At 56.6% G+C, this 15,729-nt stretch carries 18 protein-coding genes; 17 read left to right on the top strand and 1 reads right to left on the bottom strand.

The genetic code is table 11. The annotated features are described in order from the left end of the window. Positions 1–132: 132 nt before the first annotated feature. From eutS to eutR, 17 genes are all read left to right on the top strand, one after another. Positions 133–468: an ethanolamine utilization microcompartment protein EutS gene (gene eutS / locus FDW94_RS19905; protein ID WP_003037995.1), complete on the top strand. Its 336-nt coding sequence runs from the start codon at positions 133–135 to the stop codon at positions 466–468. A 12-nt stretch (positions 469–480) separates the two neighbouring features. After that, the gene (eutP, locus tag FDW94_RS19900; RefSeq protein WP_003037998.1) at positions 481–960 is read left to right on the top strand and encodes an ethanolamine utilization acetate kinase EutP; all 480 of its coding nucleotides are present in this window, start codon (positions 481–483) and stop codon (positions 958–960) included. Next, positions 938–1,636 carry an ethanolamine utilization acetate kinase EutQ gene (eutQ, locus tag FDW94_RS19895; protein ID WP_103285614.1) on the top strand — a complete coding sequence of 233 codons (699 nt, stop codon included), beginning with the start codon at positions 938–940 and terminating at the stop codon, positions 1,634–1,636. The genes eutP and eutQ overlap by 23 nt, the downstream gene beginning before the upstream one ends. 9 nt (positions 1,637–1,645) lie before the next feature. Further along, a complete protein-coding gene (gene eutT / locus FDW94_RS19890) occupies positions 1,646–2,449 on the top strand; it encodes an ethanolamine utilization cob(I)yrinic acid a,c-diamide adenosyltransferase EutT (protein WP_137378139.1) in 804 nt (267 codons plus the stop codon). Next, entirely contained in the window at positions 2,446–3,462 is a 1,017-nt protein-coding gene (pta, locus tag FDW94_RS19885) for a phosphate acetyltransferase (RefSeq protein WP_137378138.1), read from the top strand. The genes eutT and pta overlap by 4 nt, the downstream gene beginning before the upstream one ends. A 41-nt stretch (positions 3,463–3,503) precedes the next feature. Continuing rightward, the gene (gene eutM / locus FDW94_RS19880) at positions 3,504–3,797 is read left to right on the top strand and encodes an ethanolamine utilization microcompartment protein EutM (RefSeq protein WP_003835054.1); all 294 of its coding nucleotides are present in this window, start codon (positions 3,504–3,506) and stop codon (positions 3,795–3,797) included. Between the two features lie 114 nt (positions 3,798–3,911). Further along, a complete protein-coding gene (gene eutN, locus FDW94_RS19875) occupies positions 3,912–4,199 on the top strand; it encodes an ethanolamine utilization microcompartment protein EutN (RefSeq protein ID WP_003038011.1) in 288 nt (95 codons plus the stop codon). A gap of 11 nt (positions 4,200–4,210) precedes the next feature. Further along, positions 4,211–5,614: an aldehyde dehydrogenase family protein gene (locus tag FDW94_RS19870; protein ID WP_003835050.1), complete on the top strand. Its 1,404-nt coding sequence runs from the start codon at positions 4,211–4,213 to the stop codon at positions 5,612–5,614. A 12-nt stretch (positions 5,615–5,626) separates the two neighbouring features. After that, on the top strand, positions 5,627–6,466 hold the full coding sequence (eutJ, locus tag FDW94_RS19865) for an ethanolamine utilization protein EutJ (RefSeq protein ID WP_048234757.1): 840 nt from the start codon (positions 5,627–5,629) through the stop codon (positions 6,464–6,466). Then, the gene (gene eutG / locus FDW94_RS19860) at positions 6,456–7,643 is read left to right on the top strand and encodes an ethanolamine utilization ethanol dehydrogenase EutG (protein WP_008785420.1); all 1,188 of its coding nucleotides are present in this window, start codon (positions 6,456–6,458) and stop codon (positions 7,641–7,643) included. The genes eutJ and eutG overlap by 11 nt, the downstream gene beginning before the upstream one ends. 119 nt (positions 7,644–7,762) lie before the next feature. Beyond that, on the top strand, positions 7,763–8,995 hold the full coding sequence (gene eutH / locus FDW94_RS19855) for an ethanolamine utilization protein EutH (protein WP_137378137.1): 1,233 nt from the start codon (positions 7,763–7,765) through the stop codon (positions 8,993–8,995). Then, the gene (gene eutA, locus FDW94_RS19850) at positions 8,992–10,395 is read left to right on the top strand and encodes an ethanolamine ammonia-lyase reactivating factor EutA (protein WP_079935156.1); all 1,404 of its coding nucleotides are present in this window, start codon (positions 8,992–8,994) and stop codon (positions 10,393–10,395) included. The genes eutH and eutA overlap by 4 nt, the downstream gene beginning before the upstream one ends. Positions 10,396–10,406: 11 nt before the next feature. Further along, positions 10,407–11,768 carry an ethanolamine ammonia-lyase subunit alpha gene (gene eutB / locus FDW94_RS19845; protein ID WP_003038029.1) on the top strand — a complete coding sequence of 454 codons (1,362 nt, stop codon included), beginning with the start codon at positions 10,407–10,409 and terminating at the stop codon, positions 11,766–11,768. Positions 11,769–11,788: 20 nt separating this feature from the next. Next, the gene (eutC, locus tag FDW94_RS19840) at positions 11,789–12,685 is read left to right on the top strand and encodes an ethanolamine ammonia-lyase subunit EutC (protein WP_008785418.1); all 897 of its coding nucleotides are present in this window, start codon (positions 11,789–11,791) and stop codon (positions 12,683–12,685) included. A gap of 9 nt (positions 12,686–12,694) precedes the next feature. Continuing rightward, a complete protein-coding gene (gene eutL, locus FDW94_RS19835) occupies positions 12,695–13,354 on the top strand; it encodes an ethanolamine utilization microcompartment protein EutL (protein WP_003838537.1) in 660 nt (219 codons plus the stop codon). 11 nt (positions 13,355–13,365) lie between these two features. Next, a complete protein-coding gene (gene eutK, locus FDW94_RS19830) occupies positions 13,366–13,896 on the top strand; it encodes an ethanolamine utilization microcompartment protein EutK (protein WP_137378136.1) in 531 nt (176 codons plus the stop codon). A gap of 48 nt (positions 13,897–13,944) precedes the next feature. Then, positions 13,945–14,997, top strand: coding sequence for an HTH-type transcriptional regulator EutR (gene eutR / locus FDW94_RS19825; RefSeq protein ID WP_137378135.1), 1,053 nt, complete (start codon positions 13,945–13,947; stop codon positions 14,995–14,997). 95 nt (positions 14,998–15,092) lie between these two features. Here eutR and hemF read toward each other — a convergent pair. Then, positions 15,093–15,729 (bottom strand): oxygen-dependent coproporphyrinogen oxidase (hemF, locus tag FDW94_RS19815; protein ID WP_249358651.1); only part of this gene is annotated, 637 nt, incomplete at its 5' end.

Here is a 15,729-nt window from a genome sequence, read left to right as displayed (position 1 = left end):
TTTCTCCCGCGCCTTTTTATTTTCCCTTTCTTAGTGATCTACTTCACCTTTTAAACCTGGTTGCCGAATTTTGTTATTTACTCTGACAAAAAATTGCCACGATGAGGGCAGTTTTAGCGGAGGCGGTGAGCAATGGAAAAAGAACGCATTATTCAGGAATTTGTGCCGGGGAAACAGGTCACGCTGGCGCATCTCATTGCGCACCCCGGCGAGGAATTGGCGAAAAAGATCGGCGTACCCGAAGCGGGCGCTATCGGCATCATGACGCTGACGCCAGGCGAAACCGCGATGATTGCCGGTGACTTAGCCATGAAGGCGGCGGATGTACATATCGGTTTTCTCGATAGATTCAGCGGCGCACTGGTGATCTACGGTTCGGTAGGCGCAGTAGAAGAAGCGTTATTACAGACGGTAAGTGGTCTGGGTCGATTATTAAATTTCACTTTGTGCAACCTGACAAAAAGTTAATCAGAGGCGGCGATGAAACGTATTGCATTTGTCGGTACGGTGGGGGCGGGGAAAACAACGCTCTTTAATGCGCTACAGGGGAATTATTCCCTCGCCAGAAAAACACAGGCCGTGGAGTTTAATGAAAATGGCGATATCGATACGCCAGGGGAATATTTTAGCCATCCGCGCTGGTATCACGCCTTAATTACCACGCTGCAGGATGTCGATACGTTGATTTATATACACGCGGCAAATGATAAAGAAAGTCGCTTACCTGCCGGGCTGTTGGATATCGGCGCCAGTAAACGACAAATCGCCGTTATCAGTAAAACGGACATGCCGGATGCCGACGTCGCCGCAACGCGACAACTACTTCGCGGGATGGGGTTTCAGGAGCCGATTTTTGAGCTCAATAGCCATGACCCGCGCAGCGTGCAGCACCTGGTGGATTATCTGACTGAGCTCAGCCAAAAGGAGGAAAGGGCAGGTGAAAAAACTCATCACAGCTAACGATATTCGTGCGGCCCACGCACGCGGCGAACAGGAAATGTCGGTTGTTCTGCGCGCCAGCATCATCACCCCGGAGGCGCGCGAAGTTGCGGAGCTGCTGGGCGTTACCATCAGTGAATGCGATGAATCCGCGCCAACTGCTGCTGTACCGGCGGCGGTTGATGATGGCAAAACGGAAAGCCAGCGCATTCGCGAAACCATCATTGCGCAGTTACCGGAAGGGCAGTTTACCGAAAGCCTGGTCGCCCAGCTGATGGACAAAGTTATGAAGGAGAAGCAGTCGCTGGAGCAGGGCGGAATGCAGCCGAGTTTTAGCTCGGTAACCGGCAAAGGCGGCGTCAAAGTCATCGACGGCAGCAGCGTGAAGTTTGGTCGTTTTGACGGCGCGCAGCCGCACTGCGTGGGCTTAACCGATCTGGTGACCGACCAGGACGGTAGCAGCATGGCCGCCGGGTTCATGCAGTGGGATAACGCTTTTTTCCCATGGACGCTGAACTACGACGAAATCGACATGATTCTGGAAGGCGAGCTGCACGTTCGCCACGAAGGCGAAACCATGATTGCAAAAGCCGGGGACGTCATGTTTATCCCGAAAGGTTCCAGCATCGAATTTGGTACGCCATCGACGGTGAAGTTTCTGTATGTGGCCTGGCCTGCGAACTGGCAGTCCTGCTAAGGCGGATGTATGAAGGATTTCATTACCGAAGCATGGCTCAGAGCGAATCATACGCTCAGCGAAGGGGCTGAAATTCATCTCCCCGCTGACGCTCGCCTGACGCCGTCTGCCCGGGAATTACTGGAAAGCCGACATCTGCGTATTAAGTTTATCGACGAGCAGGGCAGCCTGTTTATTGATGACGAAGAACAGCAGCCGCAGCCGGTGCATGGATTAACCAGCAGCGATACGCATCCACAGGCCCGCTGCGAACTGTGCCATCAACCGGTGGCGAAGAAACCGGACACCCTGACGCATCTGACGGCGGACAAGATGGTTGCCAAAAGCGATCCGCGTCTGGGATTTCGCGCCGCGCTGGACAGCACCATCGCCCTGGCTGTGTGGTTGCAGATTGAGATGGCAGAACCGTGGCAGCCGTGGCTGGCGGATATCCGCTCGCGCCTGGGCAATATTATGCGCGCTGACGCCATGGATGAGCCGCTGGCAGCACAAGCTGTCGTGGGTTTAAGTGACGAAGATTTACACCGTCTTTCTCATCAACCGCTGCGCTATCTGGACCACGACCACCTGGTGCCTGAAGCCAGCCACGGACGTGATTGCGCGCTGCTTAATCTGCTGCGTACCAAAGTCCGTGAAACGGAGACGGTGGCGGCCCAGGTGTTCATCACTCGCAGTTTTGAGGTTATGCGACCGGACATTATGCAGGCGCTCAACCGCCTTTCCAGTACGGTCTACGTGATGATGATTCTGAGCGTTGCGAAGCATCCGCTGACGGTTAACCAAATTCAACAGCGACTGGGGGAGAAGCAATGATCATTGAACGTGCTCGTCAACTCGCCCAACGCTCACCGGCACGGGTGGTGTTCCCGGATGCGCTGGATGTCCGGGTGCTGAAGGCGGCGAATTACCTGCATCAGCACGGTCTGGCACATCCCATTCTCGTTGCCAGTCCGTTTGCGCTGCGCCAGTTTGCCCTCAGCCACCGGGTGGCAATGGATGGCATTCAGGTTATCGATCCGCAAAGCAATCAGCCAATGCGCGAAGAGTTTGCGCTGCGCTGGCTGGCCCGCGCGGGAGATAAAACGCCTGCGGATGCGCTGGAAAAACTCAACGATCCGCTGATGTTCGCCGCTGCAATGGTTAGCGCGGGTAAAGCTGACGTCTGTATTGCGGGCAATCTCTCATCAACAGCGAACGTGCTGCGTGCCGGATTACGCATTATCGGGCTACAGCCTGGCTGTAAAACGCTGTCGTCAATTTTCCTGATGCTGCCGCAGTACCTTGGTCCGTCATTAGGTTTTGCCGATTGCAGCGTCGTGCCGCAGCCCACCGCCGCACAGTTGGCGGATATTGCGATTGCCAGCGCGCAGACATGGCAGGCGATCACTGGTGAAGAGCCGCGCGTCGCCATGCTGTCGTTTTCAAGTAATGGCAGTGCTCGCCATCCTAACGTCGTTAACGTGCAGCAGGCGACCGAGATCGTTCGTGAGCGTGCCCCGCAGCTTACCGTGGACGGAGAACTGCAATTTGATGCCGCCTTTGTTCCGGATGTCGCAGCGCAAAAAGCGCCCGCCAGTCCGTTAAAGGGCAATGCCAATGTGATGGTCTTCCCATCGCTCGAGGCAGGCAATATTGGATACAAAATCGCTCAGCGTCTGGGAGGGTATCGCGCAGTAGGTCCGTTGATTCAAGGGCTTGCCGCACCGCTTCATGATCTCTCTCGTGGCTGTAGCGTACAGGAAATTATCGAACTGGCGTTGGTGGCAGCAGTGCCGCGCCAGACTGACATGAGTCGTGAAAACGCCTCGCACACACTGGTTGTATAAGGTCCCGTTCTGGACCCCCTTTGACTTAAGAGGAAAGCATAATGGAAGCATTAGGAATGATTGAAACCCGGGGCCTGGTTGCACTGATTGAGGCTTCTGACGCAATGGTTAAAGCGGCACGCGTGAAACTGGTTGGCGTGAAGCAGATCGGTGGCGGTCTGGTCACTGCCATGGTCCGTGGCGACGTAGCGGCATGTAAAGCTGCAACGGACGCAGGTGCTGCGGCAGCACAGCGTATTGGCGAGCTGGTTTCAGTACACGTGATCCCACGTCCGCACGGCGATCTGGAAGAAGTGTTCCCGATCAGCTTTAAAGGCGACAGCAACGACATGTAAGTCGTCCATGTGACGCCACAGACTTCATTGCTGGCGTCACCCTCTCTCCTTTTCACATTACCTTCTGCGGAGGGTAGGGGGAGGTTTTACCTGAAATATGCCACGGAGGCGCGTATGAAACTGGCAATCGTTACAGGACAAATTGTTTGTACCGTACGCCATCAGGGGCTCGCGCACGACAAGTTGCTGATGGTGGAAATGATTGACGCCCAGGGAAATCCCGACGGGCAATGTGCTGTTGCTATCGACAGCATCGGGGCGGGAACCGGAGAGTGGGTGCTGCTGGTCAGCGGAAGCTCCGCCCGTCAGGCGCACCGGAATGAATCATCGCCTGTCGATCTGTGCGTGATTGGCATTGTCGATGAAGTGGTGGCAGGTGGTCAGGTGATCTTCCATAAATAAGGCAGAAAATCATGAATCAACAGGATATTGAACAGGTCGTGAAAGCGGTACTGCTGAAAATGAAAGACAGCAGCCAACCCGTCAGTGCCGTTCAAGAAATGGGCGTTTTTGCCTCCCTGGATGACGCAGTGGCGGCAGCAAAACTGGCCCAACAGGGGTTGAAAAGCGTCGCCATGCGCCAACTGGCTATCACGGCCCTACGTGAGGCGGGCGAAAAGCACGCCAGAGAATTAGCGGAACTTGCCGTCACTGAAACCGGCATGGGACGCGTCGAAGATAAATTTGCCAAAAACGTGGCGCAGGCGCGCGGCACGCCGGGTGTGGAATGCCTGTCTCCACAGGTTCTGACCGGCGATAACGGTCTGACGCTGATTGAAAACGCACCGTGGGGCGTGGTGGCCTCGGTAACTCCATCCACCAACCCGGCCGCGACCGTCATTAACAACGCCATCAGCCTGATTGCCGCTGGTAACAGCGTGGTCTTCGCACCGCATCCGGCGGCGAAAAAAGTCTCTCAGCGCGCTATCACTCTGCTTAACCAGGCGGTAGTTGCCGCAGGCGGTCCGGCAAACCTGTTGGTGACGGTTGCCAACCCGGATATCGAGACTGCGCAGCGTCTGTTCAAGTACCCAGGTATCGGCCTGCTGGTGGTGACCGGTGGTGAAGCCGTAGTGGACGCCGCGCGTAAGCACACCAACAAACGTCTGATTGCCGCTGGTGCGGGTAATCCACCAGTGGTGGTTGATGAAACGGCTGACCTGGCACGCGCGGCGCAGTCGATAGTCAAAGGTGCATCGTTTGATAACAACATCATCTGCGCCGACGAAAAAGTGCTGATCGTGGTCGATAGCGTCGCTGATGAACTGATGCGTCTGATGGAAAGCCAGCATGCGGTGAAACTGACAGCGGCTCAGGCCGAACAGCTGCAGCCGGTGCTGCTGAAAAATATCGATGAGCGCGGTAAAGGCACAGTCAGTCGTGACTGGGTCGGGCGCGATGCCGGAAAAATCGCTGCGGCGATTGGTCTGAACGTACCGGAGCAAACCCGTCTGTTATTCGTCGAGACCTCCGCGACGCATCCGTTTGCCGTTACCGAACTGATGATGCCGGTGCTGCCGGTCGTGCGAGTTGCCAACGTCGATGAAGCCATTGAACTGGCGGTCAAGCTGGAAGGCGGCTGCCACCATACGGCGGCGATGCACTCACGCAATATCGAAAATATGAACCGTATGGCAAACGCCATTGATACCAGCATCTTCGTTAAGAACGGACCGTGCATTGCCGGTCTTGGACTGGGCGGTGAAGGCTGGACCACGATGACTATTACCACACCAACCGGGGAAGGGGTGACCAGTGCGCGTACGTTTGTGCGTCTGCGTCGCTGTGTGTTGGTAGACGCCTTCAGAATTGTATAAGGAGTAAATGAGATGGCGCACGACGAACAACGTTGGTTGACACCCAGACTGCTAAAAGCGGCAACGCTATGTAACCAGACGCCCGCAAAGAGCGATTCACCGCTGTGGTTGGGCATTGATTTGGGAACGTGTGATGTGGTGTCGATGGTTGTGGACAGTGACGGACAGCCGGTCGCGGTTTGCCTGGACTGGGCCGATGTCGTGCGCGATGGCATCGTTTGGGATTTCTTTGGTGCGGTGACCATCGTTCGTCGCCATCTCGATACGCTCGAACAACAACTGGGTTGCCGTTTTACCCATGCGGCAACCTCGTTTCCACCGGGAACTGACCCACGCATCTCTATTAACGTGCTGGAGTCTGCCGGGCTTGAAGTGAGCCATGTCCTCGACGAACCAACCGCGGTGGCGGATCTGTTGCAGCTTGATAACGCCGGCGTGGTGGATATTGGTGGTGGCACTACCGGGATTGCGATTGTTAAACAGGGCAAAGTGACTTACTCCGCTGATGAAGCGACTGGCGGGCACCATATCTCTCTGACGCTGGCCGGGAACCGTCGTATCCAGTTGGAAGAAGCCGAGCAGTACAAGCGCAGCAATGGCAAAGAAATCTGGCCGGTGGTGAAGCCTGTCTACGAAAAGATGGCGGAAATCGTGGCGCACCATATTGCCGGACAGGATGTCGCTGATTTGTGGCTGGCGGGTGGCTCCTGTATGCAGCCAGGCGTTGATGAACTGTTCCGTAAGCGTTTCCCGGAGCTGCAGGTGCATTTACCCCAGCACAGCCTGTTTATGACTCCGCTGGCGATTGCAAACAGCGGAAAAGAAAAAGCGGAAGGAATCTATGCAAGCTGAATTGCAGACCGCGCTCTTTCAGGCATTCGATACCCTGAATCTGCAACGCGTAAAAACGTTTAGCGTTCCCCCGGTTACGTTATGTGGACTGGGAGCGCTTAGTACCTGCGGACAGGAAGCACAAACGCGCGGACTGACGCATATGTTCGTCATGGTTGACAGCTTTCTGCATCAGGCGGGGATGACCGCCGCACTGGAGCGCAGCCTGGCGATGAAAGGTGTGGCAATGACGCTGTGGCCATGTCCGGTAGGTGAACCGTGCATTACGGACGTCTGCGCGGCAGTCGCGCAACTGCGTGAATCAAAGTGCGACGGTGTCGTGGCTTTCGGCGGCGGTTCCGTGCTGGATGCCGCCAAGGCAGTGGCGTTGCTGGTGACCAATCCTACCCAGACGCTGGCTGACATGGACGAGCGTAGCGTGTTACGCCCGCGTCTGCCGCTGATTGCCGTACCGACTACCGCCGGAACGGGCTCAGAAACCACGAACGTCACGGTGATTATCGACGCCGCGACCGGACTCAAAAAAGTGCTGGCCCACGCAACCCTGATGCCGGATGTGGCGATCCTTGACGCCGCATTGACGGAAGGCGTGCCTGCGCACGTAACGGCGATGACCGGGATTGATGCACTGACGCACGCCGTTGAAGCGTATAGCGCACTGAACGCGACGCCGTTTACCGACAGCCTGGCGATTGGCGCGATAGCGATGATCGGTAAATCGCTGCCGAAGGCCGTCGGCTACGGTCAGGATCTGGCTGCGCGCGAAAGCATGCTGCTGGCTTCCTGTATGGCCGGGATGGCGTTTTCCAGCGCTGGGCTTGGCCTGTGCCATGCGATGGCGCACCAGCCGGGGGCGACGTTGCACATTCCACACGGACAGGCTAACGCCATGCTGCTTCCCACGGTAATGGGGTTCAACCGCATGGTGTGTCGTGAGCGCTTTAGCCATATCGGACGCGCGTTAACCAACAAGAAATCGGACGATCGTGATGCTATCAACGCGGTCAGCGAGTTGATTAGCGAAGTGGGCCAGACCAAACGACTCTCTGACGTTGGGGCAAAGCCCGAGCAGTACAGCGCATGGGCTCACGCCGCGCTGGAGGATATTTGTATTCGCAGTAACCCACGCACCGCCACGCAGGCACAGATCATCGACCTGTACGCGGCTGCCGGGTAATGCCTGTAGGCCGGATAAGGTGCTCGCACCACCATCCGGCAATAACACGGCGTTAATGCCGGAGGCGACGTAAACGTCTTATCCGGCCTACAAATCACAAATGACAGGGAGTAGGGGCTATGGGAATTAACGAAATCATCATGTACATCATGATGTTCTTTATGCTGATTGCCGCCGTGGACAGGATCCTGTCGCAGTTCGGCGGTTCGGCACGCTTCCTCGGTAAGTTCGGTAAGAGTATTGAGGGATCGGGCGGCCAGTTTGAAGAAGGTTTTATGGCGATGGGCGCGCTGGGTCTGGCGATGGTCGGTATGACCGCGCTGGCGCCGGTACTGGCGCATGTGCTCGGGCCAGTAATTATTCCGCTGTATGAAATGCTGGGCGCGAACCCGTCGATGTTTGCCGGAACGCTGCTGGCGTGCGATATGGGCGGCTTCTTCCTGGCGAAAGAACTGGCGGGCGGCGACGTTGCGGCGTGGCTGTACTCTGGCCTGATCCTCGGGGCGATGATGGGGCCGACGCTGGTCTTCTCCATTCCGGTTGCGCTGGGGATTATTGAACCGTCTGACCGTCGCTATCTGGCGCTGGGCGTGCTGGCGGGTATTGTCACCATTCCGATTGGTTGTATTGCGGGCGGTTTGATTGCGATGTACTCCGGCGTCGAAATCAACGGACAGCCGGTGGAGTTCACCTTCGCGCTGATCCTGATGAATATGATTCCCGTGATGATCGTGGCTGTGCTGGTGGCGCTGGGACTGAAATTCATCCCGGAAAAAATGATCAACGGCTTCCAGATCTTCGCGAAATTCCTGGTGGCGCTGATCACCATCGGCCTGGCAGCAGCAGTGGTCAAATTCCTGCTCGGCTGGGAGCTGATCCCAGGTCTTGATCCTATCTTCATGGCTCCGGGCGACAAGCCGGGTGAAGTGATGCGCGCCATCGAAGTTATCGGTTCTATTTCCTGCGTACTGCTCGGTGCGTACCCAATGGTACTGCTGCTGACCCGCTGGTTTGAAAAACCGCTGATGAGCGTCGGTAACCTGTTAAAAATCAATAATATTGCGGCTGCCGGTATGGTTGCGACGCTGGCGAACAACATCCCAATGTTCGGCATGATGAAGAATATGGATACCCGCGGCAAAGTGATCAACTGCGCCTTTGCGGTCTCCGCGGCCTTTGCACTGGGTGACCACTTAGGCTTCGCCGCTGCCAACATGAACGCGATGATCTTCCCGATGATTGTCGGCAAGTTGATTGGCGGTGTGACGGCGATTGGTGTGGCTATGCTGTTGGTACCGAAAGATGAAGATGTGCCAGCAGAAGTAGAAACCAACCCGGAGGCGCAATCGTGAATACTCGCCAGCTATTGAGCGTCGGTATCGATATCGGCACCACTACCACTCAGGTGATTTTCTCGCGCCTTGAGTTAGTCAACCGTGCGGCAGTGTCGCAGGTGCCGCGCTACGAATTCATCAAACGCGAAATTAGCTGGCAAAGCCCGGTGTTCTTTACCCCCGTTGATAAGCAGGGCGGGTTGAAAGAGGCCGAACTTAAGGCGCTGATCCTCGCCCAGTATCAGGCGGCGGGTATTGCACCTGAGACTGTCGATTCCGGCGCGATCATCATCACCGGAGAAAGTGCCAAAACCCGTAATGCGCGTCCGGCGGTGATGACGCTCTCTCAGTCGCTGGGGGATTTTGTTGTGGCCAGCGCCGGTCCGCATCTGGAATCGGTGATTGCCGGTCACGGTGCGGGGGCACAAACCCTGTCCGAGCAGAAGTTGTGCCGCGTACTGAACATCGATATCGGTGGCGGTACGTCGAACTACGTTCTGTTTGATGCTGGAAAGGTCAGCGGTTCGGCTTGCCTCAACGTCGGCGGGCGACTGCTGGAAACGAACGGCCAGGGACGAGTAGTACATGCGCATCAGCCGGGGCAGATGATTGTTGATGACGTATTTGGTCCGGGCACCGACGCCCGAACCCTCAATGCGGCGCAGCTTGTTCAGGTAGCCCGACGGATGGCGGCGCTGATTGTGGAGGTGATTGACGGTACGTTATCACCGCTGGCGCAGGCGCTGATGCAAACCGGCCTGTTACCGGCGGGCGTGAAACCGGAAGTGATTACGTTGTCCGGCGGGGTGGGCGAGTGCTACCGCAACCAACCAGCCGATCCGTTCTGTTTTTCCGACATTGGCCCGCTGTTAGCAACGGCGCTGCATGAACATCCGCGCCTGCGTGAGATGAACGTGCAGTTCCCGGCGCAAACCGTGCGCGCCACGGTGATTGGCGCCGGTGCGCATACGCTGTCGCTTTCGGGCAGCACCATCTGGCTGGAAGGTGTGGCGCTTCCGCTGCGCAATCTGCCGGTGGCGATTCCGGTTGATGAGGCTGATTTGGTGGCCGCCTGGCAACAGGCGCTAATGCAGCTCGATCTGGACCCGCAAACAGACGCCTACGTGCTGGCGTTGCCCGGTTCGCTGCCGGTGCGCTACGCCGCGCTGTTAACGGTGATTGATGCGCTGCTGGCCTTTGTCGCGCGCTATCCGAATCCGCATCCCCTGCTGGTGGTAGCCGAGCAGGATTTTGGTAAGGCCCTGGGCATGCTGTTACGCCCACAGTTACAGCAACACCCGCTGGCAGTCATCGATGAGGTGGTTGTCCGGGCGGGGGACTATATCGACATTGGTACGCCTCTTTTTGGCGGATCGGTTGTGCCGGTGACGGTGAAATCACTCGCATTTCCTTCCTGAGGGAACGACTTATGAAACTAAAGACCACATTGTTCGGCAATGTTTATCAGTTTAAGGATGTTAAAGAGGTGCTGGCAAAAGCCAACGAACTGCGTTCGGGGGATGTGCTGGCAGGAGTGGCCGCAACCAGTTCGCAGGAGCGCGTGGCGGCCAAGCAGGTACTGTCGGAAATGACGGTGGCGGATATCCGCAATAACCCGGTGATTTCCTATGAAGAGGACTGTGTTACTCGTCTGATTCAGGATGACGTCAACGAGACGGCCTATAACCGTATCAAAAACTGGAGTATCAGCGAGCTGCGCGAGTACGTGCTGAGCGATGAAACCTCCGTTGATGACATTGCGTTTACGCGCAAAGGGTTAACGTCGGAAGTGGTCGCTGCGGTAGCAAAAATCTGCTCTAACGCGGACCTGATCTACGGCGGTAAGAAAATGCCGGTGATCAAAAAGGCCAATACCACCATCGGTCTGCCGGGCACCTTCAGCTGCCGTTTGCAGCCGAACGACACCCGTGATGACGTGCAGAGTATTGCCGCACAAATCTACGAAGGGCTGTCCTTCGGGGCGGGCGATGCGGTGATCGGCGTAAACCCGGTAACGGATGACGTGGAAAACTTAAGCCGCGTACTGGATACCGTGTACGGCGTTATCGACAAATTCAACATCCCGACCCAGGGCTGCGTACTGGCACACGTGACTACCCAGATCGAAGCGATTCGTCGCGGCGCGCCGGGCGGGCTGATTTTCCAGAGTATCTGCGGTAGCGAAAAAGGCTTAAAAGAGTTTGGCGTTGAGCTGGCCATGCTGGATGAAGCGCGCGCAGTGGGCGCTGAGTTCAACCGTATCGCCGGGGAAAACTGCCTGTACTTCGAAACCGGGCAAGGGTCTGCACTTTCCGCGGGCGCGAACTTCGGCGCCGATCAGGTGACGATGGAAGCGCGTAACTACGGGCTGGCACGCCACTATGATCCGTTCCTGGTGAACACCGTGGTGGGCTTTATCGGGCCGGAGTATCTCTACAACGACCGTCAGATTATTCGCGCGGGTCTGGAAGATCACTTTATGGGCAAGCTGAGCGGCATCTCAATGGGCTGCGACTGCTGCTACACCAACCATGCTGATGCTGACCAGAACCTTAACGAAAACCTGATGATTCTGCTCGCCACCGCTGGCTGCAACTACATCATGGGCATGCCGCTCGGTGACGACATCATGCTCAACTATCAGACCACCGCCTTCCATGACACCGCGACCGTGCGTCAGCTGCTGAACCTGCGTCCGTCGCCGGAGTTTGAACGCTGGCTGGAAACCATGGGCATTATGGCAAACGGTCGCCTGACCAAACGGGCGGGCGATCCGTCACTGTTCTTCTGATGACGCGGGGATGACACACGATGGATCAAAAACAGATTGAAGAAATTGTACGCAGCGTAATGGCGTCAATGGGTGAGTCTCAACCGCAGGCTCAAGAACCGTCAGCACCAGCAAAATGCAGCACCACGCAGTGCGCCGCGCCGACCGGTGAAAGCTGCGCGATGGACTTAGGCTCAGCCGAAGCCAAAGCGTGGATTGGCGTTGAGAATCCGCACCGTGCAGAGGTGCTGACTGAACTTCGCCGTAGCACCGCTGCGCGTGTATGTACCGGTCGTGCCGGTCCTCGTCCGCGTACCCAGGCGCTGCTGCGTTTCCTGGCTGACCACTCGCGTTCGAAAGATACGGTATTGAAAGAAGTGCCGGAAGAGTGGGTAAAAGCCCAGGGGCTACTGGAAGTGCGCTCGGAAATCAGCGACAAAAACCTGTATCTGACGCGTCCGGATATGGGGCGTCGTCTGAGTGCGGAAGCCATTGAAGCACTGAAATCACAGTGTGTAATGAATCCGGATGTGCAGGTGATTATTTCTGATGGCCTGTCTACCGACGCGATTACCGCTAACTATGAAGAGATCCTGCCGCCGCTGTTGTCGGGCTTAAAACAGGCCGGATTGAAGGTCGGGACGCCGTTCTTTGTTCGCTATGGGCGCGTGAAAATCGAAGATCAGATCGGCGAACTGCTGGGTGCAAAAGCGGTGATCCTGCTGGTTGGTGAACGTCCGGGCCTCGGCCAGTCGGAAAGTCTTTCTTGCTATGCCGTCTATTCACCGCGTGTGGCGACCACCGTTGAGGCTGATCGTACCTGTATCTCGAACATTCACCAGGGCGGTACGCCACCGGTTGAAGCGGCGGCGGTGATTGTGGATTTGGCCAAGCGCATGCTGGAGCAAAAAGCATCCGGCATCAATATGACCCGTTAAGGAGGCATCATGCCAGCATTAGATTTAATTAGACCTTCAGTCACCGCAATGCGTGTGATTGCCTCGGTAAATGACGGTTTTGCCCGCGAACTTAAATTACCGCCACATATACGTAGCCTCGGACTCATCACAGCAGATTCTGATGACGTGGCGTATATTGCCGCAGACGAAGCGACAAAACAGGCAATGGTCGAAGTGGTTTATGGCCGCTCGCTGTATGCCGGTGCGGCGCACAGCCCCTCTCCAACATCGGGCGAAGTGCTGATTATGCTCGGTGGACCAAACCCGGCCGAAGTTCGCGCGGGTCTGGACGCGATGGTGGCCAATATTGAAAGCGGGGCGGCATTCCAGTGGGCGAATGACGCAGAAGATACCGCCTTCCTGGCGCATGTGGTTTCGCGTACCGGTTCGTATCTCTCCGCAACCGCGGGATGCCGACTGGGCGATCCGATGGCGTATCTGGTAGCACCGCCGCTGGAAGCGACATTTGGTATTGATGCCGCGCTGAAATCTGCCGATGTACAACTGGTGACCTATGTACCACCGCCGTCAGAAACCAACTATTCAGCCGCGTTTTTGACCGGTAGCCAGGCCGCTTGTAAAGCCGCATGTAACGCCTTTGCCGATGCCGTTCTGGATATTGCCCGTAATCCAATCCAGCGCGCGTAAGAGAGGTAGTGATGATCAATGCACTGGGATTACTGGAAGTGGATGGCATGGTGGCTGCCGTGGACGCGGCCGATGCCATGCTGAAAGCCGCGAACGTGCGTCTGCTTAGCCACGAAGTGCTCGATCCTGGTCGACTGACGCTGGTGGTGGAAGGCGATCTGGCGGCATGCCGCGCAGCGCTGGATGCTGGCAGTGCAGCCGCAGCGCGTACGGGCCGTGTTATCAGCCGTAAGGAAATAGGCCGGCCGGACGATGACACCCAGTGGCTGATCGGCGGTTTTAAACGCCAGCCGAAGAAACCTGAACAGAAGCCAGAAGCGAAAACAGAAGCGAAACCAGAGAAGACACAGGACGCCCCAGTGACGTCTGAATCCTCTGCCCAACTTCTGACGCTGTTAGCATCGGTCCGTCAAGGAATGACGGCAGGGGAAGTGGCGGCCCACTTTGGCTGGTCACTTGATGAAGCCAGAAATGCGCTGGAACAGCTCTTTTCTGATGGAGCGTTGCGTAAACGCAGTAGTCGCTACCGCTTAAAAAATTAACCTGTCGGAGGGCCGGGGGCTTCGTTGAAGCTTCCGGCTTAAAAGATCATGAAAAAGAACCGTACTGCAAACTTGCACCATCTTTATCATGAAGTATTACCCGAAGACGTTAAACTGACGCCGAAAGTGGAAGTGGACAACGTTCACCAACGGCGAACAACGGATGTGTATGAGCACGCGCTGACGATTACCGCCTGGCAGCAGATCTACGACCAACTGCATCCGGGAAAATTTCATGGCGAGTTCACGGAAATCCTGCTCGATGATATTCAGGTGTTCCGTGAATACACCGGACTGGCGCTGCGTCAGTCGTGCCTTGTCTGGCCAAACTCATTTTGGTTTGGCATTCCGGCCACGCGCGGCGAGCAGGGATTTATTGGTACCCAGTGTTTGGGTAGCGCTGAAATTGCCACCCGCCCAGGCGGGACGGAGTTTGAACTGAGTACGCCGGATGATTACACCATTTTGGGTGTCGTCATTTCGGAAGAGGCCATAGCTCGTCAGGCCAACTTCCTGCATAACCCGGAAAGGGGGTTGCATATGCTGCGCAATCAGTCGGCGCTGGAAGTTAAAGAACAACACAAAGCCGCGCTATGGGGCTTTGTGCAGCAGGCGCTGGCGACGTTTAGTGAGAATCCTGAAAACCTTCACCAACCCGCGGTGCGTAAAGTGTTAGGGGATAACCTGCTGCTGGCGATGGGCACCATGCTGGAAGAAGCGCAGCCGATTATGACTGCGGAAAGCATCAGCCATCAGAGCTATCGTCGCTTGCTGTCACGTGCGCGCGAATACGTGCTGGAAAATATGTCAGAGCCGCTGACCGTGCTCGACTTATGCAATCAGCTGCACGTTAGCCGCCGGACGTTGCAAAACGCCTTTCACGCGATCCTCGGTATTGGCCCGAATGCCTGGCTGAAACGTATTCGCCTGAACGCCGTGCGCCGTGAGTTGATAAGCCCATGGTCGCAGAGTGCGACGGTGAAAGACGCCGCCATGCAGTGGGGATTCTGGCATTTAGGGCAGTTTGCCACCGACTACCAGCAGCTGTTTGCGGAGAAACCGTCGTTGACGCTGCATCAGCGTATGCGCCAGTGGGCATGATGAGATTATTGTGCCGGATGCGACGCTAACGCATCTTATCCGGCCTACGGGTTTGCCGTTGTTGTAGGCCGGATAAGCGTAGCGCCATCAGGCAATTACACCCAGTCGCGGACCTGAATAAACTCGCTAAGGGCAGCTTCCGGGCTGTTCGCTTCCGGCTGCCAGTCATACTCCCAGCGTACCAGCGGCGGCATCGACATCAGAATCGACTCCGTGCGTCCGCCGGTTTGCAAACCGAACAACGTGCCGCGATCCCACACCAGATTAAATTCCACATATCGCCCACGACGATAAAGCTGAAAATTACGCTCGCGCTCGCCCCAGCTCATCATTTTGCGGCGTTCGACGATGGGCAGATACGCCTCGGTGTATCCTTGACCTACCGCCTGCATAAAAGCGAAGCAGTGGTCGAAATCAGGGGTATTCAAATCATCGAAAAACAGCCCGCCAATGCCGCGCTGCTCGTTGCGGTGCTTGAGGAAGAAGTAGTCATCGCACCACTTTTTGTAACGTGGATAAACGTCATCGCCAAACGGCTGGCACAGGTCCCGCGCCGTGCGATGCCAGTGAACCGCATCCTCATCAAAGCCGTAGTAGGGCGTTAAGTCAAAGCCGCCGCCAAACCACCACACGGGATCGGCCCCCGGTTTTTCCGCGATAAAAAACCGTACGTTGGCATGGCTGGTTGGAATGTAGGGATTCTGCGGATGCACCACCAGCGAGACGCCCATG

Source organism: Citrobacter sp. wls757 (genome assembly GCF_005280935.1).
Classification (GTDB): domain Bacteria; phylum Pseudomonadota; class Gammaproteobacteria; order Enterobacterales; family Enterobacteriaceae; genus Citrobacter; species Citrobacter portucalensis.
This window is presented reverse-complemented; position numbering and strand designations above follow the sequence as displayed.

Excerpts from the sequence above, each read along its gene's own strand:
- eutC (WP_008785418.1), top strand. The coding sequence starts at position 11,789 with ATGGATCAAAAACAGATTGAAGAAATTGTACGCAGCGTAATGGCGTCA.
- eutR (WP_137378135.1), top strand. The coding sequence starts at position 13,945 with ATGAAAAAGAACCGTACTGCAAACTTGCACCATCTTTATCATGAAGTA.
- eutJ (WP_048234757.1), top strand. The coding sequence starts at position 5,627 with ATGGCGCACGACGAACAACGTTGGTTGACACCCAGACTGCTAAAAGCG.
- eutM (WP_003835054.1), top strand. The coding sequence starts at position 3,504 with ATGGAAGCATTAGGAATGATTGAAACCCGGGGCCTGGTTGCACTGATT.
- eutP (WP_003037998.1), top strand. The coding sequence starts at position 481 with ATGAAACGTATTGCATTTGTCGGTACGGTGGGGGCGGGGAAAACAACG.
- eutS (WP_003037995.1), top strand. The coding sequence starts at position 133 with ATGGAAAAAGAACGCATTATTCAGGAATTTGTGCCGGGGAAACAGGTC.
- FDW94_RS19870 (WP_003835050.1), top strand. The coding sequence starts at position 4,211 with ATGAATCAACAGGATATTGAACAGGTCGTGAAAGCGGTACTGCTGAAA.
- eutL (WP_003838537.1), top strand. The coding sequence starts at position 12,695 with ATGCCAGCATTAGATTTAATTAGACCTTCAGTCACCGCAATGCGTGTG.
- eutK (WP_137378136.1), top strand. The coding sequence starts at position 13,366 with ATGATCAATGCACTGGGATTACTGGAAGTGGATGGCATGGTGGCTGCC.
- eutH (WP_137378137.1), top strand. The coding sequence starts at position 7,763 with ATGGGAATTAACGAAATCATCATGTACATCATGATGTTCTTTATGCTG.
- pta (WP_137378138.1), top strand. The coding sequence starts at position 2,446 with ATGATCATTGAACGTGCTCGTCAACTCGCCCAACGCTCACCGGCACGG.
- eutT (WP_137378139.1), top strand. The coding sequence starts at position 1,646 with ATGAAGGATTTCATTACCGAAGCATGGCTCAGAGCGAATCATACGCTC.
- eutN (WP_003038011.1), top strand. The coding sequence starts at position 3,912 with ATGAAACTGGCAATCGTTACAGGACAAATTGTTTGTACCGTACGCCAT.
- eutG (WP_008785420.1), top strand. The coding sequence starts at position 6,456 with ATGCAAGCTGAATTGCAGACCGCGCTCTTTCAGGCATTCGATACCCTG.
- eutB (WP_003038029.1), top strand. The coding sequence starts at position 10,407 with ATGAAACTAAAGACCACATTGTTCGGCAATGTTTATCAGTTTAAGGAT.